Annotated in this window: 23 protein-coding genes; 14 read left to right on the top strand and 9 right to left on the bottom strand. The window is 65.6% G+C overall.

What is annotated here, in order from left to right:
- Nucleotides 1–114: 114 nt before the first annotated feature.
- The 3 genes from Ga0080574_RS07650 to rpsM form a co-directional block, all read right to left on the bottom strand.
- Entirely contained in the window at nt 115–1,131 is a 1,017-nt protein-coding gene (locus tag Ga0080574_RS07650; protein ID WP_076696692.1) for a DNA-directed RNA polymerase subunit alpha, read from the bottom strand.
- Nucleotides 1,132–1,246: 115 nt separating this feature from the next.
- On the bottom strand, nt 1,247–1,639 hold the full coding sequence (rpsK, locus tag Ga0080574_RS07645) for a 30S ribosomal protein S11 (RefSeq protein ID WP_076696689.1): 393 nt from the start codon (nt 1,637–1,639) through the stop codon (nt 1,247–1,249).
- 15 nt (nt 1,640–1,654) lie between these two features.
- A complete protein-coding gene (rpsM, locus tag Ga0080574_RS07640) occupies nt 1,655–2,023 on the bottom strand; it encodes a 30S ribosomal protein S13 (protein WP_076696687.1) in 369 nt (122 codons plus the stop codon).
- A 291-nt stretch (nt 2,024–2,314) separates the two neighbouring features.
- Here rpsM and Ga0080574_RS07635 point away from each other — a divergent pair, with 291 nt between their 5' ends.
- Nucleotides 2,315–2,713 (top strand): BLUF domain-containing protein, encoded by a 399-nt coding sequence (locus Ga0080574_RS07635; protein ID WP_076696685.1) that lies wholly within the window; start codon nt 2,315–2,317, stop codon nt 2,711–2,713.
- A gap of 17 nt (nt 2,714–2,730) precedes the next feature.
- Here the strand turns inward: Ga0080574_RS07635 and Ga0080574_RS07630 are convergent, their stop codons facing one another.
- The 5 genes from Ga0080574_RS07630 to Ga0080574_RS07610 all read right to left on the bottom strand — a co-directional run bounded on the left by Ga0080574_RS07630 (nt 2,731) and on the right by Ga0080574_RS07610 (nt 6,427).
- A complete protein-coding gene (locus tag Ga0080574_RS07630; RefSeq protein WP_076696683.1) occupies nt 2,731–3,063 on the bottom strand; it encodes a DUF6693 family protein in 333 nt (110 codons plus the stop codon).
- Nucleotides 3,064–3,178: 115 nt separating this feature from the next.
- Nucleotides 3,179–3,820 carry an adenylate kinase gene (locus Ga0080574_RS07625; protein ID WP_076696681.1) on the bottom strand — a complete coding sequence of 214 codons (642 nt, stop codon included), beginning with the start codon at nt 3,818–3,820 and terminating at the stop codon, nt 3,179–3,181.
- The gene (secY, locus tag Ga0080574_RS07620) at nt 3,817–5,181 is read right to left on the bottom strand and encodes a preprotein translocase subunit SecY (RefSeq protein WP_076696679.1); all 1,365 of its coding nucleotides are present in this window, start codon (nt 5,179–5,181) and stop codon (nt 3,817–3,819) included. Before secY ends, Ga0080574_RS07625 begins: the two co-directional genes overlap by 4 nt.
- 111 nt (nt 5,182–5,292) lie before the next feature.
- Nucleotides 5,293–5,763 carry a 50S ribosomal protein L15 gene (gene rplO / locus Ga0080574_RS07615; RefSeq protein WP_076696677.1) on the bottom strand — a complete coding sequence of 157 codons (471 nt, stop codon included), beginning with the start codon at nt 5,761–5,763 and terminating at the stop codon, nt 5,293–5,295.
- Between the two features lie 418 nt (nt 5,764–6,181).
- Nucleotides 6,182–6,427 (bottom strand): accessory factor UbiK family protein, encoded by a 246-nt coding sequence (locus Ga0080574_RS07610; RefSeq protein ID WP_076696675.1) that lies wholly within the window; start codon nt 6,425–6,427, stop codon nt 6,182–6,184.
- 97 nt (nt 6,428–6,524) lie between these two features.
- Between Ga0080574_RS07610 and lgt the strand changes: the two genes are divergently transcribed.
- The 5 genes from lgt (at nt 6,525) to Ga0080574_RS07590 (ending at nt 10,559) form a co-directional block, all read left to right on the top strand.
- A complete protein-coding gene (gene lgt, locus Ga0080574_RS07605; protein WP_076696673.1) occupies nt 6,525–7,412 on the top strand; it encodes a prolipoprotein diacylglyceryl transferase in 888 nt (295 codons plus the stop codon).
- The gene (locus Ga0080574_RS07600) at nt 7,409–8,470 is read left to right on the top strand and encodes a class I SAM-dependent methyltransferase (protein WP_076705774.1); all 1,062 of its coding nucleotides are present in this window, start codon (nt 7,409–7,411) and stop codon (nt 8,468–8,470) included. The genes lgt and Ga0080574_RS07600 overlap by 4 nt, the downstream gene beginning before the upstream one ends.
- Entirely contained in the window at nt 8,467–9,222 is a 756-nt protein-coding gene (gene pgeF, locus Ga0080574_RS07595) for a peptidoglycan editing factor PgeF (protein ID WP_076696671.1), read from the top strand. The genes Ga0080574_RS07600 and pgeF overlap by 4 nt, the downstream gene beginning before the upstream one ends.
- 158 nt (nt 9,223–9,380) lie before the next feature.
- Entirely contained in the window at nt 9,381–9,524 is a 144-nt protein-coding gene (locus tag Ga0080574_RS26195; RefSeq protein WP_198039784.1) for a hypothetical protein, read from the top strand.
- Between the two features lie 354 nt (nt 9,525–9,878).
- A complete protein-coding gene (locus Ga0080574_RS07590; RefSeq protein WP_076696669.1) occupies nt 9,879–10,559 on the top strand; it encodes a Hint domain-containing protein in 681 nt (226 codons plus the stop codon).
- A gap of 9 nt (nt 10,560–10,568) precedes the next feature.
- Here the strand turns inward: Ga0080574_RS07590 and Ga0080574_RS07585 are convergent, their stop codons facing one another.
- Entirely contained in the window at nt 10,569–11,069 is a 501-nt protein-coding gene (locus tag Ga0080574_RS07585; RefSeq protein ID WP_076696667.1) for an Lrp/AsnC family transcriptional regulator, read from the bottom strand.
- Nucleotides 11,070–11,260: 191 nt separating this feature from the next.
- Between Ga0080574_RS07585 and trxB the strand changes: the two genes are divergently transcribed.
- From trxB to Ga0080574_RS07545, 8 genes are all read left to right on the top strand, one after another.
- A complete protein-coding gene (gene trxB, locus Ga0080574_RS07580) occupies nt 11,261–12,265 on the top strand; it encodes a thioredoxin-disulfide reductase (RefSeq protein ID WP_076696665.1) in 1,005 nt (334 codons plus the stop codon).
- A 205-nt stretch (nt 12,266–12,470) separates the two neighbouring features.
- Nucleotides 12,471–14,549, top strand: coding sequence for a bifunctional sulfate adenylyltransferase/adenylylsulfate kinase (locus Ga0080574_RS07575; protein ID WP_076696663.1), 2,079 nt, complete (start codon nt 12,471–12,473; stop codon nt 14,547–14,549).
- A gap of 333 nt (nt 14,550–14,882) precedes the next feature.
- On the top strand, nt 14,883–17,180 hold the full coding sequence (locus Ga0080574_RS07570; protein WP_076696661.1) for a FepA family TonB-dependent siderophore receptor: 2,298 nt from the start codon (nt 14,883–14,885) through the stop codon (nt 17,178–17,180).
- A 70-nt stretch (nt 17,181–17,250) separates the two neighbouring features.
- Nucleotides 17,251–17,835, top strand: a complete 585-nt coding sequence (locus Ga0080574_RS07565) for a TRAP transporter small permease (RefSeq protein ID WP_076696659.1) — start codon at nt 17,251–17,253, stop codon at nt 17,833–17,835.
- Nucleotides 17,829–19,100, top strand: coding sequence for a TRAP transporter large permease (locus Ga0080574_RS07560; protein ID WP_076696657.1), 1,272 nt, complete (start codon nt 17,829–17,831; stop codon nt 19,098–19,100). Before Ga0080574_RS07565 ends, Ga0080574_RS07560 begins: the two co-directional genes overlap by 7 nt.
- A 12-nt stretch (nt 19,101–19,112) precedes the next feature.
- Nucleotides 19,113–20,063 carry a TRAP transporter substrate-binding protein gene (locus Ga0080574_RS07555; RefSeq protein WP_076696655.1) on the top strand — a complete coding sequence of 317 codons (951 nt, stop codon included), beginning with the start codon at nt 19,113–19,115 and terminating at the stop codon, nt 20,061–20,063.
- A complete protein-coding gene (locus Ga0080574_RS07550) occupies nt 20,063–20,986 on the top strand; it encodes an alpha/beta hydrolase (RefSeq protein WP_198039783.1) in 924 nt (307 codons plus the stop codon). Before Ga0080574_RS07555 ends, Ga0080574_RS07550 begins: the two co-directional genes overlap by 1 nt.
- A 184-nt stretch (nt 20,987–21,170) precedes the next feature.
- The gene (locus Ga0080574_RS07545) at nt 21,171–22,553 is read left to right on the top strand and encodes a beta-propeller fold lactonase family protein (protein WP_076696650.1); all 1,383 of its coding nucleotides are present in this window, start codon (nt 21,171–21,173) and stop codon (nt 22,551–22,553) included.
- The last annotated feature ends 45 nt before the right edge of the window (nt 22,554–22,598 follow it).

The raw sequence follows: 22,598 nt of genomic DNA, 5'->3' as shown, positions 1-22,598 counted from the left end.
TGCGGGCCGCTCTCCTTGGGGCAGGGTGCCCTGTCTTTTGCCCAACCCGCCCCGGACGTGATCCGGGGCCTCCGGGCGAGAGGTCCCGGGCCAGGCCCGGGACGGGAATTCGGCTTAAAACTGGTCTTCCAGTTTCTTGGCGAGATCCTCGATGTTGTCCGGCGGCCAGTCCTCGACATCCATGCCGAGGTGCAGACCCATGGAGGACAGCACTTCCTTGATCTCGTTCAGCGACTTGCGGCCGAAGTTCGGGGTGCGGAGCATCTCGGCTTCGGTCTTCTGGATCAGGTCGCCGATATAAACGATATTGTCGTTCTTCAGGCAGTTGGCCGAACGCACGGAAAGCTCCAGCTCGTCCACCTTCTTGAGGAGGAGCGGGTTGAATTCCAGACCGTCGTCGTCGTCCTGACGCGAGGCGCTTTCGGGCTCTTCGAAGTTGACGAAGATCGACAGCTGGTCCTGAAGGATGCGTGCCGCGTAGGCGATCGCGTCCTCGGGAGTGACCGAGCCGTCGGTTTCGATCTTCATGGTCAGCTTGTCATAGTCCAGCACCTGGCCCTCACGGGTCGGCTGCACCTCATAGGCGACCTTCTTGACCGGCGAATAGATCGCGTCGATCGGCATCAGGCCGATGGGCGCGTCTTCCGGCTTGTTCTTGTCTGCCGAGACATAGCCCTTGCCGGTGTTGACGGTCAGTTCCACGTAGAAATCCGCACCGTCGTCGAGGTGGCAGATCACGTGGTCCTTGTTCAGAACATCGATGCCGGCGGTTTCCGCGATGTCGGCAGCGGTCACGACGCCGGGGCCTTTTGCGTTGATCGACAGGCGCTTGGGCCCCTCGACTTCCATACGCAGCGAAACGCCCTTGAGGTTCAGGACGATATCCGTCACATCTTCGCGCACACCGGCGACGGACGAAAACTCGTGCAGCACGTTGTCGATCTGCACGCTGGTGATGGCCGCGCCCTGAAGGCTCGACAGCAGCACCCGGCGCAGGGCGTTGCCCAGCGTCAGGCCAAAGCCGCGCTCCAGCGGTTCGGCAACGACCGTGGCCACGCGGGTCGGGTCTGCGCCGGGGCGAACCTCCAGCTGGGTCGGCTTGATCAGTTCAGCCCAATTCTTGTGGATCATACGTCCCTCCATTCCTGTCCGTGCCCCATGTCCAAAAGGCGCAGACGCCCGAGGTTGAAATGACGAAGGCAGGGCCCCGCGCAATGGCAGGGCCCCACCTTGAAAAGTGATGCGATCAGACGCGGCGGCGCTTCGGCGGGCGGCAGCCGTTATGGGCGATCGGCGTCACGTCACGGATCGACGTGATGTTGAAGCCGACGGCGGCCAGCGCGCGCAGGGCCGATTCACGGCCCGAGCCGGGGCCCTGAACTTCGACTTCCAGCGTTTTCACGCCGTGTTCCTGCGCCTTCTTGCCCGCGTCTTCCGCGGCCAGCTGAGCGGCGTAGGGGGTCGATTTCCGCGAGCCCTTGAAGCCCATGGTGCCGGCGGACGACCAGGAGATCGCGTTGCCCTGCACATCCGAGATCAGGATCTTGGTGTTGTTGAAGGACGAGTTCACATGCGCCACACCGGCGGCGATGTTCTTGGAGACCTTCTTCTTGCCTCCGCGACGGGTATCACGTGCCATATCTGAGTGCCTCCCTTACTTCTTCTTGCCGGCAATCGGCTTCGCCGGGCCCTTGCGGGTACGGGCGTTGGTGTGGGTGCGCTGACCGCGCACGGGGAGGTTGCGACGGTGACGCAGGCCGCGGTAGCAGCCGAGGTCCATCAGACGCTTGATGTTCATCTGCGTCTCACGGCGCAGGTCGCCTTCGACGGTGAAGTTGGCGTCGATATGTTCGCGGATGGCGAGCACTTCGGCATCGGACAGCTCGTTCACACGGCGCGAGGGCTCGATGTTCACGGCTTCACAGATGGATTTGGCCGAGGTGTGGCCGATACCGGTGATGTAGGTGAGGGCGATGGGCACCCGTTTGTTGGTCGGGATGTTGACGCCGGCAATACGTGCCAAGTCTCTGTTCCTTTCGTTGCGGTTCCGTAGCGCCAGAACCTTTTTTCACAACATGAGCCCGAAAGCCGTTCCGCCTTCGGGCTGTCCGCTGATGAGGTGGTCTGCGGAGGGGGAGCGACCCGCTCCGCATGTCTGATTCTCGGTTAGAGATGCGGGTGGGTATGAGGATTCGGAACGCGGGTCAAGGGCTTTATGGGAACCGCTTGCAATGCCCTGGCGTTTGGTCCCTCATGAACAGCAAGTATCCAGACCGACACACGACCCGGACGCCGCGCGCGTCGTAAGGCCAATATGATCACTCAGCTTCTATATACAAGCGCTTCGCGCCATCCGCGCGGGCATACCTCGGATATCGACGTCCTGCGGGAAGCGATGACCCACAACGCCCGGGAGGGGGTGACGGGGTATCTGCTGCGCGACGAGGACGGATTCTGTCAGGTGCTCGAAGGGCCGCGAGAGATCGTCGAACGCCTGTTCCTGCGGATCGCGCAGGATCTGCGCCATTTCGATGTGGTGCTGCGCATGCGCCGCACCGTTGCCGAGCGCGGCTTTCTGGGCTGGTCGATGGGCTATGCCAGCCTGTCGCCCGAAGACAGCGCCTTTCTCGCGACGCAGTTCGCGGAAGGGGAGGGCGGGGTGCTGCTCGCCTTCAACCGGATCGGGCAGGTGGCCTCCGCCGGACGGGGATGAGGCCGCGCAGGACCGGATCAGATCTCGGTGATGGTCGCCGCATTGAGCAGGCGCTTGATCACGGCGGGCCAGTAGATGAGATAGGCAAGACCGAACGTGATGATGGACAAAAGCAGCCACACCAGAGCGTGGCCAAGAATATCCATGAAGTCCACGTCGACCGAAACGCGACCGATCTTTGCGCCGTCACGGTCGAGCAGGTAGGTGCGGTTCAGCGGCGCCCTTACAAAGTAATAGGGGAGTACGAACAGGGCGAGGCCCAGGGTGACAATGGACAAGAGGATCCAGATGACCAGTTGGCCAATCGCCTCTCCGACGGAAAACTCGCATTTGAATTTCGAACCCAACATCTTTTGCACTCCAGAACTCATAAAAACACGCGATTTTATAATCTGACATTCTGCAAATAAAAAAGGCAACCGTCATAAGACGATTGCCTTTCGAAGAAATCAAATCCGGGGTTTCTCAGCCGTCGAGCTTGCCGGCAATTGCCGCCTTGACGTCGCCGATCTCGCCCAGCCCGTCGACACGGCAATGCTGGCCCTTGGCGTAGTAATAGCCGATCAGCGGCGAGGTCTGCTTGTAATATTCCATCAGACGCTTCTTGAGGCTGTCGGCATTGTCGTCGGCCCGGCGCTTGAACTCGGTGCCGCCGCAGTTGGAGCATTTGCCATCCGCCGGGATCGGCTTGGTGATGTCGTTATAGACCTCACCGCAATTGCCGCAGGTCGAGCGCGCGGTGATGCGCTCCACCAGCGCCTCGTCATTGACCCGCAGCTCGACCACCTTGTCGAGCGTCTGGCCCATCTCGTCGAGCAGATCCGCCAGCGCGTCGGCCTGTTTCAGCGTGCGCGGGAAGCCGTCGAAGATGAAGCCGGAGCCGCCGGCTTCGAGCTTTTCGCGGATCAGGCCGATGACGATCTCGTCGGTGACGAGCTCGCCGCGGGCCATGACCTCTGCGACCTTCTTGCCCATCTCGGTGCCGCTGTCCTTGGCCTCACGCAGCATGTCGCCGGTGGAGAGCTGGGTCATCCCCCGCTCGTCGACGAGAATGCGTGCCTGTGTGCCTTTGCCCGCGCCGGGCGGTCCAAGAAGTATAATGTTCATCGCCGTGCAGGCCCCCTCCGCTTGCGCGTCTTACTCTTGCCGCGGAGCTGCGACTTCTGAATAAGACCTTCGTATTGGTGTGCCAGCAGATGGCTCTGGACCTGCTGGATGGTGTCCATGGTGACCGATACCACAATCAGCACCGATGTCCCGCCGAAATAGAACGGGATCGCGTATTGCGAGCGCAGGATCTCGGGCAGCAGACAGACCGCCGCGAGATAGGCCGAGCCCAGCACCAGCACCCGGTTGACCACGTATTCCAGATGATCGGCGGTTTTTTTGCCCGGACGGATGCCGGGGATAAAGCCGTTCTGGTTCTTCAGGTTGTCCGCCACGTCATCGGGTTTGAACGACACGTTGAACGTGTAGAAATAGGCGAAGAACACGATCATCGAGGCGAAGAACAGCAGGTAGAGCGGCTGCCCAGGCCCGAAATAGGCCAGCACCGTCGACATGATCGGACCGGTGGAGCCGGCCTGGCTGAAGGTCGCGATGGTGGTGGGCAGCAGCAGCAGCGAGGAGGCGAAGATCGCCGGGATCACGCCCGCCGGGTTCACCTTGACCGGCAGGTGCGACTGCTGCGCCTCGGTCATCTTCATGCCGACCTGGCGGCGCGGATACTGGATGGTGATCTTGCGCAGGGCGCGCTCCATGAAGACCACGAACATGATCACCGCGATCACCATGAGGATCGCCCCGAGGATCACCGCCGGGCTGATGGCGCCGGAGCGGCCCGAGGCAAAGAACTGCGCCAGCGCTGCCGGGATCTCGGCGACGATGCCGACAAAGATGATCAGCGAGATGCCGTTGCCGATGCCGCGGGCGGTGATCTGCTCGCCCAGCCACATCAGGAACATGGTGCCGCCGACGAGGGTGATCACCACGGCGGCGCGGAAATACCAGCCCGGATCGTGGGCAAGATCGCCCGCCTCAAGGCTCACCGCGAGGCCATAGGCCTGGAACAGCGCCAGCGCCACCGTGCCGTAGCGGGTGTACTGGTTGATCTTCTTGCGGCCCTGCTCGCCCTCTTTCTTGAGCTGCTCCAGCGACGGCACCATGGCCGTCAGGAGCTGCACGATGATCGAGGCGGAGATATAGGGCATGATGCCGAGGGCAAAGATCCCCATCCGTCCCAGCGCGCCGCCGGTGAACATCGAGACCATGCCGCCGATGCCTTGCCCGGCCTGTTCCATGAACTGACGCAGCGCGGCGCCGTCGATGCCGGGGACGGGAATATAGGTTCCCAGCCGGTAGACGATCAGCAGGCCGAGGGTAAAGAGAATGCGGTTGCGAAGGTCGGTAGCCTTGCCCAGTGCCGCCCAGCTGGTGTTGGCGGCCATTTGTTCCACAGCGGATGCCATGCGGGTCCTCTCTGAGGCGAAAACGCCGCCGGAAGCGCTTTCCGGCTCCGGCGGCGTTCGTGGAAAACGTGGGGCCTTATGTAAGCGGCACGCTTGCCGCTCACAACCCGCTTATTCGGCGGCTGCCGCTGCCGTGACTTTCAGAGCGCCGCCGGCTTTCTCGACCGCCTCGACCGCCGATTTCGACGCGCCGGTGGTTTCGATGGTCAGGGCCGAGGTCACTTCGCCCTTGGCCAGCACGCGGATGCCGTCGAGCTTGCGGCGCACGAGACCCGAGGAGATCAGGGTCTCTTCGGTGATGCTGCCGGCGTCGAGCTTGCCCGCATCGACGAATTTCTGGATCAGGCCGAGGTTGACCACAGCGTAGCTCTTGCGGTTCGGCTTGGTGAAGCCGCGCTTGGGCAGACGCTGGTAGAGCGGCATCTGGCCGCCTTCGTAGCCGTTGATGGCCACACCCGAGCGGGATTTCTGACCTTTGATACCACGGCCACCCATCTTGCCCTTGCCCGAGCCCGGGCCACGGCCGATGCGTTTCTTCGAGCGGGTTGCGCCCGCGTTGTCGCGAAGTTCGTTGAGTTTCATGTCGCTTCTCCATTGCCGGATATGGCCCCCGAAGCGACTGGGCCAAACACGGCGTTTCTTGGTGTTTTGAATCGGTGGCGCAAAGCCACCGGGGGCGTATAGCGCTGAGGGGCCTGTCACGCAAGGGCGGTGTGGGGTGAGGAGGAGCGGTGGGCAGAGTGCCCACTCTGGTCGCAACGTTTGGAGTAGCCGCGCCATCGCCGGCCCGCGGGATGGCGATCCGGAGGGCCGAACCTCTCGATTTATCCCGGCCAAGTCCGAAAGACCTCGACACGCGGTGTCAATGTCACCAAATCGCCAGCCCGGGGGGCGGGCCGGCGATGGCGCGGCGGCGCTGCGCGCCTTGATTCCGCGCCAGGGCGTCGCTCGGACGTAGGGTGGGCAATTTGCCCACCGCCCCCGGAGCCCTTATGCCCGTTTACTCCGCGCCCTTCTCCAGCGCGTCGAGCCGCGCTTTCAGCGCCTCGTTTTCCTCGCGGGCCTTCTGCGCCATGGCGCGCACCGCGTCGAACTCTTCGCGGGTGACGAAATCGCGATCGGCCAGCCAGCGGTCGATCATCGACTTCATCGCCGTCTCCGCCTCGTCCTTGGCACCCTGAGCCACGCCCATCGCGTTGGTCATCAGCTGCGAGATGTCGTCGAATACCTTGTTGCGCGTCTGCATGGGAGACTCCTGATCCTGAACTCCCTTCCTATATGGGCCGCAACTGCTCCGGCCTCAAGGTTGACTTCCCCGCGAAAGCCACGGCACTGATGCGCCCATGAAAGCCGCCATTCCCTTTCCGCCGCTCTCCTCCGAGCTGTTCTCGATCTCAATCGGAGGCTTCGAATTTGCCCTGCGCTGGTACGCGCTGGCCTATATCGCCGGCATCCTGATCGGCTGGCAGCTGGCGGCGGCGGCGGTGAAGCGCAGCGCGCTCTGGCGCAACGACACCCCGCCGATGAGCGCGGCGCAGGTCGAGCAGCTCATGACCTGGGTGATTCTCGGCATCATCCTCGGCGGGCGGCTCGGTTTCGTGCTGTTCTACCAGCCGGCCTATTACCTCGCCCACCCGGCCGAGATCCTGATGGTCTGGCATGGCGGCATGTCCTTCCATGGCGGGCTCTTGGGCGTGATCCTCGCGGTGCTGGGCTTCTGCCTCAGGAATCGCATTCCGCTGATGCCCACCGCCGACATGATGGCGCTCGCGGTGCCGCCCGGTCTGCTGCTGGGGCGGATCGCCAATTTCGTCAATGCCGAGCTCTGGGGCCGGCCCACCGATCTGCCCTGGGGGGTGATCTTTCCCGGCGCGGCGGCGCAGGAGTGTGGTCAGGCGCTGGTCGCGGAATGCGCCCGCCACCCCTCGCAGCTTTACGAGGCGGGGCTCGAGGGGCTGCTGCTGGGCGGGCTGCTGATCTGGCTGGCCTTCTTCCGTGGTACGCTGAAGCGTCCGGGCAGGATCGCCGGCATCTTCTTTGCCGGCTATGGCATCGCCCGGGTGCTGGTCGAGCTGGTGCGCCAGCCCGATGCGCAATTCGTCTCGCCGGGCAACCCGCTGGGGCTGGCCTGGCATGTGAACGGCTACGGGCTCACCATGGGGCAGATCCTGTCGCTGCCGATGATCGCCATCGGCCTGTGGCTGGCGATCCGCGCGGGGCGCCGGGCATGACCCCGCTGGAGGAGGTCCTGCACAAGCGCATCGCCGCCGAGGGGCCGATGAGCATCGCGGAATACATGTCGCTCTGCCTCATGCATCCGCAGCACGGCTATTACCCGACCCGCGATCCGCTCGGCGCGGCGGGCGATTTCATCACCGCGCCCGAGGTCAGCCAGATGTTCGGCGAGCTGCTGGGGCTCTGCCTTGCGCAATGCTGGATGGATCAGGGCCGGCCCGACCCCTTTGTGCTGGCCGAGCTGGGGCCGGGCCGGGGCACGCTGATGGCCGACGCCACCCGCGCCATGCGCGGGGTGCCCGGCATGCTGGAGGCGGCGCGGCTGCATCTGGTCGAGACCTCGCCACGGCTGCGCGACGAACAGCGGCGGCGGCTCGGGCCGCTGATGCCGGTCTGGCACGAGAGCGTTGCCGATCTGCCCGAGGCGCCGCTCTTCCTGCTCGCCAACGAGTTCTTCGACGCGTTGCCGATCCGGCAGTTCCTGCGCGCGGGCGATGCCTGGGCCGAGCGCGTGGTGGGGCTGCGCGACGGCGCGCTGAGCTTCGGGCTGACCGAGCCGGTGGCGCAGGCGGCGCTGGCGCACCGGCTGGCGGATACGAGTGAGGGCGATCTGGTCGAGACCTGCGCCCCGGCACAGGGAATCGCCGAAGAGCTGGGCCGCCGCATCGCCGCGCATGGCGGCGCGGCGATGATCGTCGATTACGGCGCCGAGCGCAGCCTTGGCGACACGTTCCAGGCGCTGCGGCGGCATGAACGTGCCGACCCGCTGGCAGCACCGGGAGAGGCCGATCTGACCGCGCATGTGGATTTCGGCGCGCTGGCCGACGCGGCCCCCTGCGCCCATACGCAGCTTACCCCGCAGGGGCTGTTTCTCGAACGCCTCGGCATCACCGACCGCGCCCGCGCGCTGGCGGCGAAGCTCTCGGGCGATGCGCTCGAGACCCATGTCGCGGCACATCGCCGGTTGACGCATCCCGCTGAAATGGGTTCGTTGTTCAAGACACTCGGATTCTTCCCCGAAGGTGCGACGCCACCGCCCGGATTGCTGACATGATGCTGGAAATCATCACCTCCCAAAGCCTCTCGCCGCTGCGGCACGGGTTCTTTACCCGCAAGGGCGGCGCCTCCTCGGGGGTTTTCGCCGGGCTGAATTGCGGCGCCGGCTCGTCCGATCAATCGGAGATCGTCGCGATCAATCGCGCCCGTGTCGCCGAGGCGATGGACGTGCCGGTCAGCCATCTGGTCAATGTGCATCAGACCCATTCCGCCCGCGTGGTCACGGTCGACGGCCCGCATGACGGCCCGGTGCCCGAGGCCGACGGGCTGGTCACGGCGACGCCCGGCGTGGCGCTCTCGGTGCTGACGGCGGATTGCCAGCCGGTGCTGTTCGCCGATGCGCAGGCCGGGGTGGTCGGCGCCGCCCATGCGGGCTGGCGCGGCGCCATCGACGGGGTGCTGGACGAGACGATTTCGGCGATGGTGAAGCTCGGCGCGGTGCGCGAGAACATCAAGGCGGTGATCGGCCCGGCGATCAGCCAGCGCGCCTATGAGGTGGGCCCCGAATTCTTCGACGATTTCATGGGCGAGGATCCCGGCAATGCCCGGTTCTTTGCCGGCGGGGCAGGGGACCGGCTGCATTTCGATCTGCCGGGCTACGGGCTGCACAAGATGCGCGAGGCCGGGATCGAGGCGGAGTGGACGCGGCATTGCACCTATTCCGACCCGGAGCGGTTTTTCTCCTATCGCCGCTCCTGCCACGAGAAAGAGGCCGATTACGGGCGGCTGATCTCGGTCATCCGGCTCTGAGCGCAGCTATTTCGGAAACAAACGGGCCTGCTGCCTGAAATTGTCCGCCATTGGTCAAAAACCCGCCTCAATTCGGCGGCATGGTTGCGTCAGGCACGCAGGGGGCACCTGCGCTGACAGGCAAACCAATAAGACCAAAAAGACCAAGGAGCAGGACCATGAAAAAGCAAAGCCGTTTTATCAAGTCGGTCGTGGCAACCGCCAAGAGCGCCGAGGTGACGCTTCCCTTCGCGCGCGGCGCCCGCCGTGCCGAGACCATCGCGCGCCGCAAGGGGCAAGCCGCGATTCTCAAACGCGCCTGAGAAAGCACCTGAAAACCGCTCTCGATTCGCCGGAGATTCGGCGGATTGTGGCGGTAAAGTTCAGAAATACCTGACAATCCTCAAGAATGAGCCGGATTGACCGCAAAAAATCGGTCAAATCCGGTTTAATTTTGACAGATCCGGGGCATTGCGGCGTAGTCGTGTTCAACGAAATCGCAATGTCCTTCTGTCGTTGTTGGTGGGGGCCAACACGGATGTGACCAGCCTTCGAGGGGTGTTCACATGTCTAGCCTTCACGAGTCCTTCCGTTCCGTCGACCGCGCGGTTTCTCTGCAAATTTCCCGTAACGCCGGGTCTCTTCGGGACGGGCGGCCTCGTCGCGCCTCTTCTCTCATGCGCAAATACGAGGTCGCCGCGTTGTCGCCGGATCTCTCCATCGCTTTCAACAGCCATATCGCGCCGGCCTCGCCGCTTTTCGAAGAGACCGCGACCGCCTTTGCGCGCGGCACGCTGATGCCGACCGTGCGCGGCCCGGTGGCGATCGAGGATCTGCTGCCCGGCGACTATCTCGAAACCAGCGAGGGCGCGCAGCCCGTCACCTGGATCGGCTCCACCACCTATGTGCCCGGTGTCGACGAGGACGCCACCACACTGGCCTCGATGGTGCGGATCACCTCCGACGCCTTCGGGCCGGGCCGCCCGATGGGCGACGTGCTGGTCGGCCCGGCCGCGCGCATGGTGCTCCGGCGTGGGCGGCTGAAATCGCTGATCGGGCAGGAAAAGGTACTGGTGCCGGTGTCCGATTTCGCCGATGGCGACCGCATCGTGCGCGTCCGCCCCGGCGGGGCGGTGCAGCTCTTCCATGTCATGCTGGGCCGGCACGCGACCATCCGCGTCGGCGGGATCGAGATGGAATCCTACCACCCGGGCAAGGCGCTGTCACAGATCACCGGCGAGAACACGCGAGCCTTCTTTATGTCGATGTTCCCCAATATCGACGCGGTGCAGGATTTCGGCGAGCTCACCATGACCCGCACCTCCCGTGAGGTGATCGAGAGCCTGACGGCGGTGTGATCCGGCCGCTCAGGCGGAGCGGCTGAGCCGCTCCTCGAGCACGTCGAAAGGCACGCCCGGCTCGTCCTTGGCGCCACGGATCACCAGCGATGTCTTGACGCTGCCGACGTTCTCGGCTGTCAGCAGCTCTCCGGTCAGGAAGCTCTGGAAGGTCGAGAGATCCGGGGCGACGCATTTCAGGATGAAATCCACCTCGCCGTTCAGCATGTGACACTCGCGCACCAGCGGCCAGGCGCGGCAGCGCTCCTCGAAGGCGCGCAGGTCGCTCTCGGCCTGGCTTTGCAGCCCGACCATGGCAAACACCTGCACCTCGAATCCCAGCTCGCGCGGGTCGACATCGGCGTGATAGCCACGGATGAAGCCCTGCTCCTCCAGGGTGCGCACACGGCGCAGGCAGGGCGGGGCAGAGATGCCCACGCGTTTGGCAAGTTCGACATTGGTCATGCGACCGTCGGCTTGCAGCTCGGCCAGAATCTTTCTGTCGATCGGATCGAGCCGGTTCCCAGGCATAGTCGTTCCTCATGTGAATTCGCGATTGTTATACCACCCCCAGCGCGCTGCGCAATAATGTTTCATATTCGCGAAACATTGTTAATCAATGGGTGTTTTGTCGCGCCAGTTTACGCCCGGGGTTTGCGCCGCCCCGCCGGGTGTCTATATGCAGGGCGGAACGCGAATGTCACAGCTTGCGAGGCGCCACCATGTCCGACACCCGCCACACCAAGGTTCTCATCATCGGGTCCGGCCCGGCCGGTTACACCGCCGGGGTCTATGCCTCCCGCGCGATGCTGGAGCCGATTCTGGTGCAGGGCCTGGAGCCCGGCGGCCAGCTGACCACCACCACCGAGGTGGAGAACTGGCCCGGCCAGACCGAGATTCAAGGCCCCGAACTGATGGTCACCATGGAGGCGCATGCACGCGCCATGGGGGCCGAGATCATCGGCGACATCATCAGCAAGCTGGAGCTCGACAAGCGCCCCTTCGTCGCGCATGGCGACAGCGGCACCACCTATACCGCCGACGCGGTGATCCTCGCCACCGGCGCGCGGGCGAAATGGCTGGGGCTGCCTTCGGAAGACGCCTACAAGGGCTTTGGCGTCTCGGCCTGCGCCACCTGTGACGGGTTCTTCTATCGGGGTCAGGAGATCGTGGTGATCGGCGGCGGCAACACCGCCGTGGAAGAGGCGCTGTTCCTGACCAATTTCGCCTCGAAGGTGACGCTGATCCACCGCCGCGACGAGCTGCGCGCGGAAAAGATCCTTCAGGATCGCCTGCTCAAGCACGAAAAGATCGTGCCGCTCTGGCATCATCAGCTTGAGGAGGTCGTGGGTGAGGATAACCCGAAGGGCGTGACCGCTGTGCGGGCCAAGGATGTGCGCACCGGCGAGATCACCGAGATCCCGTGCAAGGGTGTCTTTGTCGCCATCGGCCACGCGCCGGCGAACGAGCTGGTCAAGGATGTGCTGGAAACCCATATGGGCGGCTATGTGGTGACACAGCCCGACAGCACTGCGACGTCGATTCCGGGCGTGTTCGCCGCCGGCGATCTGACCGATCACAAATACCGCCAGGCGGTGACCTCTGCCGGCATGGGCTGCATGGCCGCGCTCGAGGCCGAGCGCTGGCTGGCCGAGCAGGGCATTGACGAGGGCAAGGATGTCTCCGAGCCGCTGGGCTATGGTGCCGAAACGCCGGTGGCCGGGTAACGCAGGCCTGGGTGCTGTTGATCGAAAGGGGCGCGCCTGGGGTGCGCCCCTTTTTTTGTGAGCTGACGGTGCCGGATCTAAGGGCAGAGCGTCGTTGCAAAACCGCCACGTCGGCGGGAATCGGCCCGAGCGGGCGGTTTGGGCTTTCGCGCTTGCAGCATTCGTGCGATGTGTTCAGCTGTGAACACACTTTGAGTCGCTTGCTATGTCAACGCCTGGTGCGAAACCGATCACGGATGAGGAAGGGCCGCTCTTCCAGCTTCTGCGACAGCTCGATCTGTCGCCGGATGCCTCGCAGCGGCAGATTTCCTCGGCGATCGGCGTATCTCTCGGGCGGCTCAATGCGCAACTTCGTGCCGCTGCCGAAGCCGGGTTCATCAAAATCAGCGAACGTGCCGGGCCGGATCGGCGCCAGCGCTTCGCTTATACGTTGACCTCGCGCGGAGCGGCGGAAAAGGCCCGTTTGACGGACCGGTTTCTCGCGAGGAAATTCCTGGAATACCAGGCGCTCCATGCAGAACTGACCGGCTCTGCCAGCAGCTACATTCCACCCACTGACAGGAACAGATTGATGCAAAACTACCTTGCTCCCATTCCGGAGCTGTTCGTTTCCTACGACAGCGCCCAGAAGCTGAAGGTCGAGGCGGGGGATCTCGTCTCGCATGACCTGACCCCGCGCCAGATCTGCGATCTCGAGCTGCTGATGAACGGCGGTTTCCACCCCCTCAAGGGCTTCCTGAGCGAGGAAGATTACGACGGCGTCGTCGAGAACATGCGCCTCGCCGACGGGTCGCTCTGGCCGATGCCGATCACGCTCGACGTGACCGAGGCCTTTGCCGAGAAGATCGAGATCGACCAGGATATCGCGCTGCGCGACCAGGAAGGCGTGATCCTCGCCACCATGACCGTCACCGACAAATGGGTGCCGAACAAGTCGCGCGAGGCCGAAAAGGTCTTTGGCGCCGATGACGATGCGCACCCGGCGGTCAACTACCTGCACAACACCGCCGGCAAGGTCTATCTGGGCGGCCCCGTCACCGGCATCCAGCAGCCGGTGCACTATGATTTCCGCGCCCGCCGCGACACGCCCAACGAGCTGCGCGCCACCTTCCGCAAGCTCGGCTGGCGCAAGGTCGTGGCCTTCCAGACCCGCAACCCGCTGCACCGTGCCCACCAGGAGCTGACCTTCCGCGCCGCGCGTGAAAGCCAGGCCAACCTGCTGATCCACCCGGTCGTCGGCATGACCAAGCCGGGCGATGTCGACCACTTCACCCGCGTGCGCTGCTATGAGGCGGTTCTCGACAAGTACCCGGCCTCGACCACCACCATGTCGCTGCTGCCACTCGCCATGCGCATGGCCGGCCCCCGTGAGGCGGTCTGGCACGGTCTGATCCGGAAGAACTACGGCGTGACCCATTTCATCGTCGGCCGCGACCATGCCGGCCCCGGCAAGAACTCGGCGGGCGAAGATTTCTACGGCCCCTACGACGCGCAGGAGCTGTTCAAGCAGCACCAGGAAGAAATGGGCATCGAAATGGTGCCGTTCAAACACATGGTCTATGTGGAAGAGCGCGCCCAGTACGAGCCCAATGACGAGATCACCGACAAGGACAAGGTCAACATCCTGAACATCTCGGGCACCGAGCTGCGCCGTCGTCTTCAGGAAGGTCTCGAGATTCCCGAGTGGTTCTCCTTCCCCGAGGTGGTGGCCGAGCTGCGCCGCACCAAGCCGCCGCGCTCGCAGCAGGGCTTCACCGTGTTCTTCACCGGCTTCTCGGGCTCGGGCAAATCGACCATCGCCAACGCTCTGATGACCAAGCTGATGGAGATGGGCGGGCGTCCGGTCACGCTGCTCGACGGCGATATCGTGCGGAAGAACCTCAGCTCCGAGCTGGGCTTCTCGAAAGAGCACCGCGACCTGAACATCCGCCGCATCGGCTATGTCGCGTCCGAGATCACCAAGAACGGCGGTATCGCGATCTGCGCGCCCATCGCGCCCTACGCGGCCACCCGCCGTGCCGTGCGTGAGGATATCGAGCAGTACGGTGCCTTCGTCGAGGTGCATGTCGCCACCACGATCGAGGAATGCGAACGCCGCGACCGCAAGGGGCTCTACAAGCTGGCGCGTGAGGGCAAGATCAAGGAATTCACCGGGATCTCCGACCCCTACGATGTGCCGGCCAACCCCGAGCTGCGCGTCGAGACCGAGAATGTCGATGTCGACAACTGCGCGCATCAGGTCATTCTGAAGCTGGAAAGCATGGGGCTGATCGCCGGCCACTGAGCTGCGACCGACCCGGAAACAAAGAGGCCATGCGCGCGCGTCGTGCATGGCCTTTTTCCTGTGTGCGGCGCCGGATCTGCGGGGGCCCGGCAGCGGGCCGGGGCGGGAGTGACACGGCCTCTGCGGGCAGGTTGCGCCCTGCTGGCTCATGGGGCGTTGGGGGCGCCTGCCAAGCCGGAGTGCACGCGAAAAATCCGTGTGTTGCGATTCAGGCACAAAATTCCCGACTATTTTAATATTCTATTGTACATCTCCTGCGTCATCGGGCAGACCGCATCTCAGCAAGCCTTCGCCAGCATCCAGAACAGACCCGGCTGACAGAAGGTTACTCTCATGGCGACAGTGAACGCGCGCTTGCCCCTGGGCACGGCGCTTTTCCTTTTTTCGATTTCTCAGGCTCCTGCCGCCCTGGCGCAGACCTTGTCGAGCCAGAGCGACGATTTTTACGATCTCGGCACCATCGTCCTGACGGCGGAAGAACAGATCAAGCAGGCGCTCGGCGTCTCCACGATCACCGAGGAGGACCTCGAGCGGCAGCCCGTGGTCAATGACGTGGCCGATATCATCCGCAGGATGCCCGGTGTGAACCTCACCGGCTCCTCGCCCTCCGGGCAGCGCGGCAACCAGCGCCAGGTCGACATTCGCGGCATGGGGCCGGAGAACGTGCTGATCCTGATCGACGGCAAGCCGGTGCTGTCGCGCACCTCGGTCAAGATGGGCCGGGGCGGCGAACGCGACACGCGCGGCGACACCAACTGGGTGCCCGCCGAGATGGTCCAGAGCATCGAAGTCATCCGCGGGCCGGCGGCGGCGCGCTACGGCTCGGGCGCCGCGGGCGGTGTCGTCAACATCATCACCAAGCAGCCCGAAGAGGATCTGTTGCAGCTCGGCGTGCATTACGATGTGCCCGAAAGCGGCAAGGAGGGCATGACCCAGCGCTACAACGTGCTGTGGGCGAAACGGCTGAGCGACGACGTGGCGCTGCGCTTTACCGGCAGCTACAACAAGAGCGAGGCCGACGACCCCGATCTCAACGCCGAGGTCGGCGATTGCGAGGTCGATCCCGATACCGGCACCGAGACCTGTTCCTACGACGCCGGCAACGAGGGTGTGGTCAACAAGGACGCGACGCTGCTGCTGAGCTGGGAGCCGAGCGACCGCAACAAGTTCGATTTCGAACTCGGCTGGTCGCGGCAGGGCAACCTGTTTGCCGGCGACACGCAGCTGGGTGGCCGGCTCAGCTCGGACGGAGACACGATCATCGACGATCTCGCCGATGACGGTGAAGAGACCAATGTGATGGAGCGCGGCACCTTCGCCTTTACCCATACCGGCACCTATGGCTGGGGCGAGACGAAGAGCTATCTGCAATACGAGCACACCGAAAACACCCGCCTGAGCGAGGGCGCTGCCGGCGGCGGGGAAGGGGCGATCAACTCCACCTCGGATTGGGACACCGCCATTCTCGAAGCCATCGCCGCCAAGAGCGAGGCCTATATCGACCAGACCGTCTTTGGCCGGCCCTCGGCGCTGACACTCGGCGCGGAAGTGCGCTGGGAAAAGCTCGACCTGACCGATTACAGCGCCTTCGTCGATATCACCAATGCCGATGGCAGCATCGATTCCACCGATGCGGACGGCATCACCGAGCAGACGACCATCGGGCTCTATCTCGAGGACAATATCGAATGGACCGACCGGCTGACGCTGACGCCGGCGCTGCGGGTCGACTGGGCGGACACCTTCGGCACCAATGTTTCGGGCGGGCTCAACGCTTCCTATGAGCTGACCTCGGAATGGACGGTCAAGGGCGGCGTGGCCAAGGCGTTCAAGGCGCCGAACCTCTACCAGCTCTCCGACACCTATGTGTATACGACCCGGGGCCGGGGCTGCCCCTATCCCTACTATGTCGACGGGCCGTGCTATGTGCTTGGCAATGACGATCTCGATCCGGAAACTTCGGTCAATACCGAGATCGGCGTGGCCTATAACGGCGACAACGGCATCAACGCGACTCTGACCTGGTTCCACAACGATTACCGCGACAAGATCCAGGCCGGGACCGAACAGATCGGCACCACCACCCTGGCCGACGGCCGCACCGCGCGCCTGTTCCAGTGGCAGAACGTGCCGGAATCCGAGGTCGAGGGGCTGGAGGGCAGCTTCTCCATGCCGCTGGGCGAGCGGGTCTCGCTGTCGGTCAACGGCACCTACATGATCAATTCCAGCCAGAAGATCAAAATCAAGGGCGGCACCAACAGCAGCGGCGAGACCTCGGGCGACCGCAATATCGAGGTGCCGCTGTCGCTGGTGCCGGACTACACGATCAACGCGGCTCTGACCTGGAACGTCAACGACCGGCTGACCCTCATTCCGTCGCTGACCCACTATGGCGAGATCGAAGCGGCGGAATACAGTTCCTTCATGGGGACCGAGAACGGCGACACCGAAAGCCGCGATCCCTACACGCTGGTCAATCTCGGCATGACCTACGCCTTTGACAACGGGTTCAATTTCAAGGCCGGGGTCACCAACATCTTCGACGAGTCGATCAAGCGCTCGGGCGATGGGGCCAACACCTATAACGAGCCGGGGCGGGCCTATTATTTCGGTCTGACCAAGACCTTCTGAGCCCGGCTCTGTTCCTGAAAACCACGCCGCCCGGTTCCGCCGGGCGGTGTCTGTTTCCGAAAGCCGACCCATGACCGCCGCGCATCGCGCATCCGGCCCGAAGGCGGGCCAAAGCTCCGGCATCGCCCGCGCCCTGGCGCGGGCCGACCGCGTTCTGGCTCGTATCGAGATGGCCGCCGCGGCGGCGCTGGTCGCGGGGCTCTCGGGCGTGCTGGCGGCGGCGGCGCTGGCGCGGGCCATGGCGCGCCCGCTGATCTGGGCGGATGAGCTGGCGGTGCTGCTGATGGCGATGGCCTGTTTCCTCGGCGCCTCGGCGCTGCTCGCCCGCGACGGCCATGTGGCGGTCACCGCGCTCACCGACCGGCTGCCGCGCCGGGCGCGGGCCTGGGCGCTGCTGGCGCGCGAGGCGCTGCTCATGGCGGTGATCGTGGTCTTTGCGCTGCTGGTCTGGCGCTGGTTCGATCCGCTGGCGCCGCTGCGCCCGCCGCCGGAACCGGGCGCCTTCGTGCTGCCGAATTTCCTCTATCAGGAGCCGACGGCGACGCTGGGGCTGCGCAAGCTGTGGTTCTGGCTGGCGCTGCCGGTCTTCTGCCTCGGCGCGCTCTGCCATATGGCCGTGCGGCTGGGCCGGGCGCTGCGGGGGCTGGCATGCTGAGCCTCGCCGCCTTCGCGCTGCTGCTGCTGCTGGGCCTGCCCATTGCGGTGGCGATCCTCGGCGCGGCGATGCTCCAGATCGCGCTGTCGGGCAATGCCGCGCTGCTCACCGACGCGCCCGCGCAGGTCTTTGCCGGGGTCGAGAGCTACGGGCTCCTGGCGCTGCCGGTCTTTCTGCTGCTCGGCGAGCTGATGAGCGCCAGCGGCGCCGCCGAGCGGCTGATGCGCGTCGCGGCGCTCTGCGTCGGGCCGGTGCGCGGCGGGCTCGGCCATGTGACGCTGGTGGCCAACGCGCTTCTGGCGGCGATCCTCGGCTCCTCGGTGGCGCAGATCACGCTGATGTCGCGGCTGGCGGTGCCGGCGATGACCCGCGCCGGCTACCCGCCCGAGGCCGCCGCCGCTACGGTCGCGGCGGGCGGGCTGCTGGCGCCGGTGCTGCCGCCCTCGATGCTGCTCATCGTCTTCGGGGTGATCGCGCAGATGCCGGTGGGCCGGCTCTTTGTCGCGGGACTCTTGCCCGGCGCACTGCTGCTGGCGGCACTGATCGCCGTCACCGCCTGGATCGCCCGGCGCGAGGGGCTGGCGGCGGAGCCGCGCCGCCCTGGCGTCGCGCCCGGCACGCTGCTGGGCGCGCTGCCGGCCATGGCGATCCCGGCGGTGATGATCGGCGCCATCGTCAGCGGGCTCGCCACCGCCGTCGAGGCGGGGATCTTCGGCGTGCTGGCGGTGCTGGTGGTGGGCGGCGCGGTCTATCGTGCGCTCGGCCTTGCGGATCTGCGCGACGCCCTGTTGCGCGCCGCCTCGGGCAGCGCCATGGTGCTGTTTCTGATCGCCGTCGCGGCGCTCTGGGGCTGGATCGCGGCGTGGGAGAACCTGCCGGCGCGCGCCGCCGATGCGCTCACCGCGCTCACCGCCGATCCGCTGCTCTTCCTGCTGCTGCTCAACCTCGGCCTGCTGCTGCTCGGCATGGTGATCGACCCGATGCCGGCGCTGATCCTGGTGGTGCCGGTGTTTCTGCCCGTGGCGGTGGAGAGCTATGGCATCGATCCGCTGCAATTCGGCCTGGTGGTCTGCGTGAACCTGACGCTGGGCCTGCTCACCCCGCCGGTGGGCACCGGGCTGTTCACCGCGGCCAAGCTCAACGGCATCGCGCCGGAACGGCTGGTGCTGCGGCTGGCGCCCTATCTGGCCGCTGCAGCGCTGGTGCTGGCCGCCCTGAGCCTGTTCCCGGTCCTGACGACCGGCCTTGTCCGCAGCCTGTTCTGAGATGGAGACGACATGAAACACCTTATCGCCTGTGTATTCGCCCTGACCGCCACGCATGCCGGGGCCGAGCAGTATCGGCTCGGCCTGATCACGCCGCCGCCGCATCAGTGGACCAGGACCGCCGAGATCATCGCCGCCGAGATCGCCGAGCGCACCGATGGCGCGGTCGAGATCCTTGTGATGCCCTCGGGCCAGCTCGGCAGCGAGGCGCGGATGCTGCAACAGCTACAATCGGGGTCGCTGGATTTCGGCATGTTCACCGTTGGCGAGTTCTCCAACCGCGATGCCGATTACGGCGTTTTCCTCGCGCCCTTCATCGCCCGCGATGTGGAGCAGGCCCGGGCGCTCCTGCGCGGCGAGGTGGCGGGGCAGCTGCTCGACGGGTTCGGGCATTTCGGGCTCAAGGGGCTGGCCTGGGGCATGGCCGGCATGCGCGAAATCGTGCTGGCCGAGCCTGCTGAGACGCTTGCCGATCTGGCCGGGCAGAAGATCCGCACCGTGCCGCTGGCGCCCGAGCTGGATTTCTGGCGCCAGATCGGCGCCGCGCCGACGCCCATGCCACTACCCGAGCTCTATAACGCCTTCGCCAACGGCCAGGTCGACGGCATGCAGATCGACTTCGAGGGCACCTGGAATTCCGGCTATTACGAACATGCCGGGCAGGTGATCGTCTCGGATCACATGATGTTCCCCATGGCCGCCGTCGCTTCGGGCCGCCGCTGGCAGGGCATGAGCGCCGAGCACCGCGCCGTGGTCGAGGAGGTCTTTGCCGAACAGATCGATGCCATGGTCGCGCGCTACGGCGAGATCGACGCGCGCTATCTGGGCGAGCTGGAGGCCGCCGGTGTGCCGATCACCCGCGTGGATGCGGACTGGTTCGAACCTGCGGTCTCGGACTGGTATGCGGCCTGGCGCGAAAAGACGCCGCTGCTTGAGGCGCTCGAAGCCGAGGCGCGGCGATGATGGGGCGACGGAACTTTCTCGCGGGGCTCGCGGCCATCGGCACCGGCGGCCCGACACTGGCGCAGCCGATGCAGGCGGTGGCCGAGCCCACGGTTCTGGAAACCGGCTCGGCGCATTACCACACCGCCGAGCTGCGTCTGCCGCACCCTGTGCCCGGACTCGCCGACCACCGCATCCGCATCGCCTGGCCGCGCGGGCCGGTGCCCGAGGGCGGGTTTCCGGCGCTGCACATGCTCGACGGGCGCGCGGTTGCGGCGCTGCTCGACGAGCCGCTGCTGGCCCGGCTGGCGGCGCGGGGCGGTCCGGCCATCGTGGCGCATGGCCATGCCCGCGCGACCCGCTTTGCCACGCTGGAACGCGCGCAGGACTACACCCCGCCCGATGCCGAAGGCCGGCCGGTCGCCGATCCGCGCGGCCGTGCGGGCGGCGGCGCGCTTGATTATCTGGCGTTGCTGACCGGCGAGATCCTGCCGCGCGTCGAGACCCGGGCGCCGCTCGACCCGGCGCGCCGGCTGCTCTGGGGGCATTCCTATGGCGGGCTCTTCGTCTTGCAGGCGGCGCTGGCCGCTGGCGGCGCCTTTGCCCGTTTCGTCGCCGCCAGCCCGGCACTCTGGTGGGATGACGCGCGCTTTTATGCCCGTGTGCTCGCCAGCGTCGAGCGGGGGCTCAGCCCTATGCCGGTGCTCGACCTGCATTCCGGCAGCGCCGAACGCGCCCGCGCCAGCCGGCCCTCCAATCCCGACGCGCAGGATCTGCTGCGCATGCGCGACGCGCTGCCCGAGGGTGCGCTCGATCGGCTGTCTGAGGCGCTGCGCGGGCATGGCGTTGCTGGCGAGACGCTGGTCTTCGACGGGCTCAGCCATGGCGAGAGCTTTGCAAGCTCTGCCCGCACGACCCTTCTGGAGACCGCGCTAGAGTTGTGAGCCCGCGGAGCGATTTGTGTTCTTGACGAATTTACTCGGATACAATATCGACACCCGTGCGCCCGTACGGCACCGCTGCACGGGCGCGGAAATATCGAAGCCAAGGACCGGCTTATCTGGGTCCGCAGCCAATCCGACATCCAACCGCCGGGCGCCTCGCGCCCGCCAGACAGGAGAGGCTGACGTGTCCCTGCCATCCGTCCTTCGCAGCGGTGTCTGCGCCGCCGCAACCGCCGTTGCGCTCATCGCAACCCCCGCGCTTTCCGATCCCTTCGCAGATCTCGCACGCGGTTTTGACGCGCAATTGCGCGCCGCTGGGGCCGAGCGTGCCCCCATCGCCGCCGGCGGCGTGGCGCTGATCACCGGTCGCGGCTTCACCCCCGGCCAGAGCGTGACCTTCCGCCAGGGCGGCACCGCATTGAATGACGGCGCGGCGGTAGAGGCCGACGACAAGGGCGAAATCAGCGCCGAGATCGCCATTCCCGAAGGCACCGCACCGGGGATCTACCCAGTGGTGGCCGAGGTTTCCGGCCCGGACTACGCCACCACCTTCGAGATCAAGGTCTCGCCGGTGCTTGCGCCGTCGGGCGATTTTGCCACCGAGTCGCAGCCGCTGGAGCCGGGGCTCTACCAGGTCGCGGCGACCGACGAGGCGGTCTATGTGACCTCCGCCGTGGGCCGTCCGCCGGTGAAGCAGAGCGCGCTGATGAAGCTCGATCCCGAGACGCTTGAGATCGTCGCGCAGACAGCGCCCGGCGCCGCGCCGGCGCGGGCAGACGGCAGCGATGGCGGGGTCTTTGCGGTCTATGGCATCGGTGTCGCCGAGGAGGCGGGGCAGGTCTGGGTGACCAACACGCGGCAGGACACCGTGGCGGTCTACGATGCCGACGACCTGTCGCTGATCAAGCAGTTCCCTTCGGGCACCGTAAGCCATTCGCGCGATGCCGTCGCCCATGACGGCAAGGTCTATGTCACCGCGACCTTCGAGCCCTTCGTGCATGTCTTCGATACCGAAACGCTGGAAGAGACCGGCACCATCGAGCTGCGCTCTTCGCGCCGCCGGGCCGAGTTCGGCACCGCCAGCCTGCAACTGGATGAGGAGAGCGGCACGCTCTACGTGGTCAGTCTCGGTACCAACGAGGTGGCGGCGATCGACCTCGCCTCGGGCGAACAGACCGGCGTCTGGCCGGTGGACCTGTCGCGCGGCACCATCGGCGTTGGCCACGATGCCGAAACCGGCCGGATCTTTACCGCCGGGCAGGGCAGCGACAATGTGATGATCCTCGACGACGAGACCGGCGAGGTGCTGCACGAGGTGATGGTGGGCGCCAACCCGCTGAACATCGTCTTCGATCCCGAGGCCGATCTTGCCTATGTGACCCTGCGCGGCTCCGGCACGCTGGTGGCGGTGACCCCCGATGGCGAGATCGCCGGCAATATCGAGATCGGCTCCTTCCCGAACCATCTGGCACTCGACGGCAAGGGCGGTGTCCTCGTCGTGAACAAGAGCAAGGGCGCCGACGACCCGACCGGCGACCATATCACCCGCGTCACGCCCGAGGGCTGACGCAAGGCACGGGGATAGGCAGGCGATTGATTTCCCTCATCGCAA

It is taken from the genome of Salipiger abyssi (genome assembly GCF_001975705.1).
Taxonomy (GTDB): domain Bacteria; phylum Pseudomonadota; class Alphaproteobacteria; order Rhodobacterales; family Rhodobacteraceae; genus Salipiger; species Salipiger abyssi.
This window is presented reverse-complemented; position numbering and strand designations above follow the sequence as displayed.

Bases quoted from the DNA above. Each gene is read 5' to 3' on its own strand.
- Ga0080574_RS07650 (WP_076696692.1), bottom strand. From the start codon at position 1,131: ATGATCCACAAGAATTGGGCTGAACTGATCAAGCCGACCCAGCTGGAG.
- rpsK (WP_076696689.1), bottom strand. From the start codon at position 1,639: ATGGCACGTGATACCCGTCGCGGAGGCAAGAAGAAGGTCTCCAAGAAC.
- Ga0080574_RS07635 (WP_076696685.1), top strand. From the start codon at position 2,315: ATGATCACTCAGCTTCTATATACAAGCGCTTCGCGCCATCCGCGCGGG.
- Ga0080574_RS07630 (WP_076696683.1), bottom strand. From the start codon at position 3,063: ATGTTGGGTTCGAAATTCAAATGCGAGTTTTCCGTCGGAGAGGCGATT.
- Ga0080574_RS07625 (WP_076696681.1), bottom strand. From the start codon at position 3,820: ATGAACATTATACTTCTTGGACCGCCCGGCGCGGGCAAAGGCACACAG.
- secY (WP_076696679.1), bottom strand. From the start codon at position 5,181: ATGGCATCCGCTGTGGAACAAATGGCCGCCAACACCAGCTGGGCGGCA.
- rplO (WP_076696677.1), bottom strand. From the start codon at position 5,763: ATGAAACTCAACGAACTTCGCGACAACGCGGGCGCAACCCGCTCGAAG.
- Ga0080574_RS07610 (WP_076696675.1), bottom strand. From the start codon at position 6,427: ATGCAGACGCGCAACAAGGTATTCGACGACATCTCGCAGCTGATGACC.
- lgt (WP_076696673.1), top strand. From the start codon at position 6,525: ATGAAAGCCGCCATTCCCTTTCCGCCGCTCTCCTCCGAGCTGTTCTCG.
- Ga0080574_RS07600 (WP_076705774.1), top strand. From the start codon at position 7,409: ATGACCCCGCTGGAGGAGGTCCTGCACAAGCGCATCGCCGCCGAGGGG.
- pgeF (WP_076696671.1), top strand. From the start codon at position 8,467: ATGATGCTGGAAATCATCACCTCCCAAAGCCTCTCGCCGCTGCGGCAC.
- Ga0080574_RS26195 (WP_198039784.1), top strand. From the start codon at position 9,381: ATGAAAAAGCAAAGCCGTTTTATCAAGTCGGTCGTGGCAACCGCCAAG.
- Ga0080574_RS07590 (WP_076696669.1), top strand. From the start codon at position 9,879: ATGCGCAAATACGAGGTCGCCGCGTTGTCGCCGGATCTCTCCATCGCT.
- Ga0080574_RS07585 (WP_076696667.1), bottom strand. From the start codon at position 11,069: ATGCCTGGGAACCGGCTCGATCCGATCGACAGAAAGATTCTGGCCGAG.
- trxB (WP_076696665.1), top strand. From the start codon at position 11,261: ATGTCCGACACCCGCCACACCAAGGTTCTCATCATCGGGTCCGGCCCG.
- Ga0080574_RS07575 (WP_076696663.1), top strand. From the start codon at position 12,471: ATGTCAACGCCTGGTGCGAAACCGATCACGGATGAGGAAGGGCCGCTC.
- Ga0080574_RS07570 (WP_076696661.1), top strand. From the start codon at position 14,883: ATGGCGACAGTGAACGCGCGCTTGCCCCTGGGCACGGCGCTTTTCCTT.
- Ga0080574_RS07565 (WP_076696659.1), top strand. From the start codon at position 17,251: ATGACCGCCGCGCATCGCGCATCCGGCCCGAAGGCGGGCCAAAGCTCC.
- Ga0080574_RS07560 (WP_076696657.1), top strand. From the start codon at position 17,829: ATGCTGAGCCTCGCCGCCTTCGCGCTGCTGCTGCTGCTGGGCCTGCCC.
- Ga0080574_RS07555 (WP_076696655.1), top strand. From the start codon at position 19,113: ATGAAACACCTTATCGCCTGTGTATTCGCCCTGACCGCCACGCATGCC.
- Ga0080574_RS07550 (WP_198039783.1), top strand. From the start codon at position 20,063: ATGGGGCGACGGAACTTTCTCGCGGGGCTCGCGGCCATCGGCACCGGC.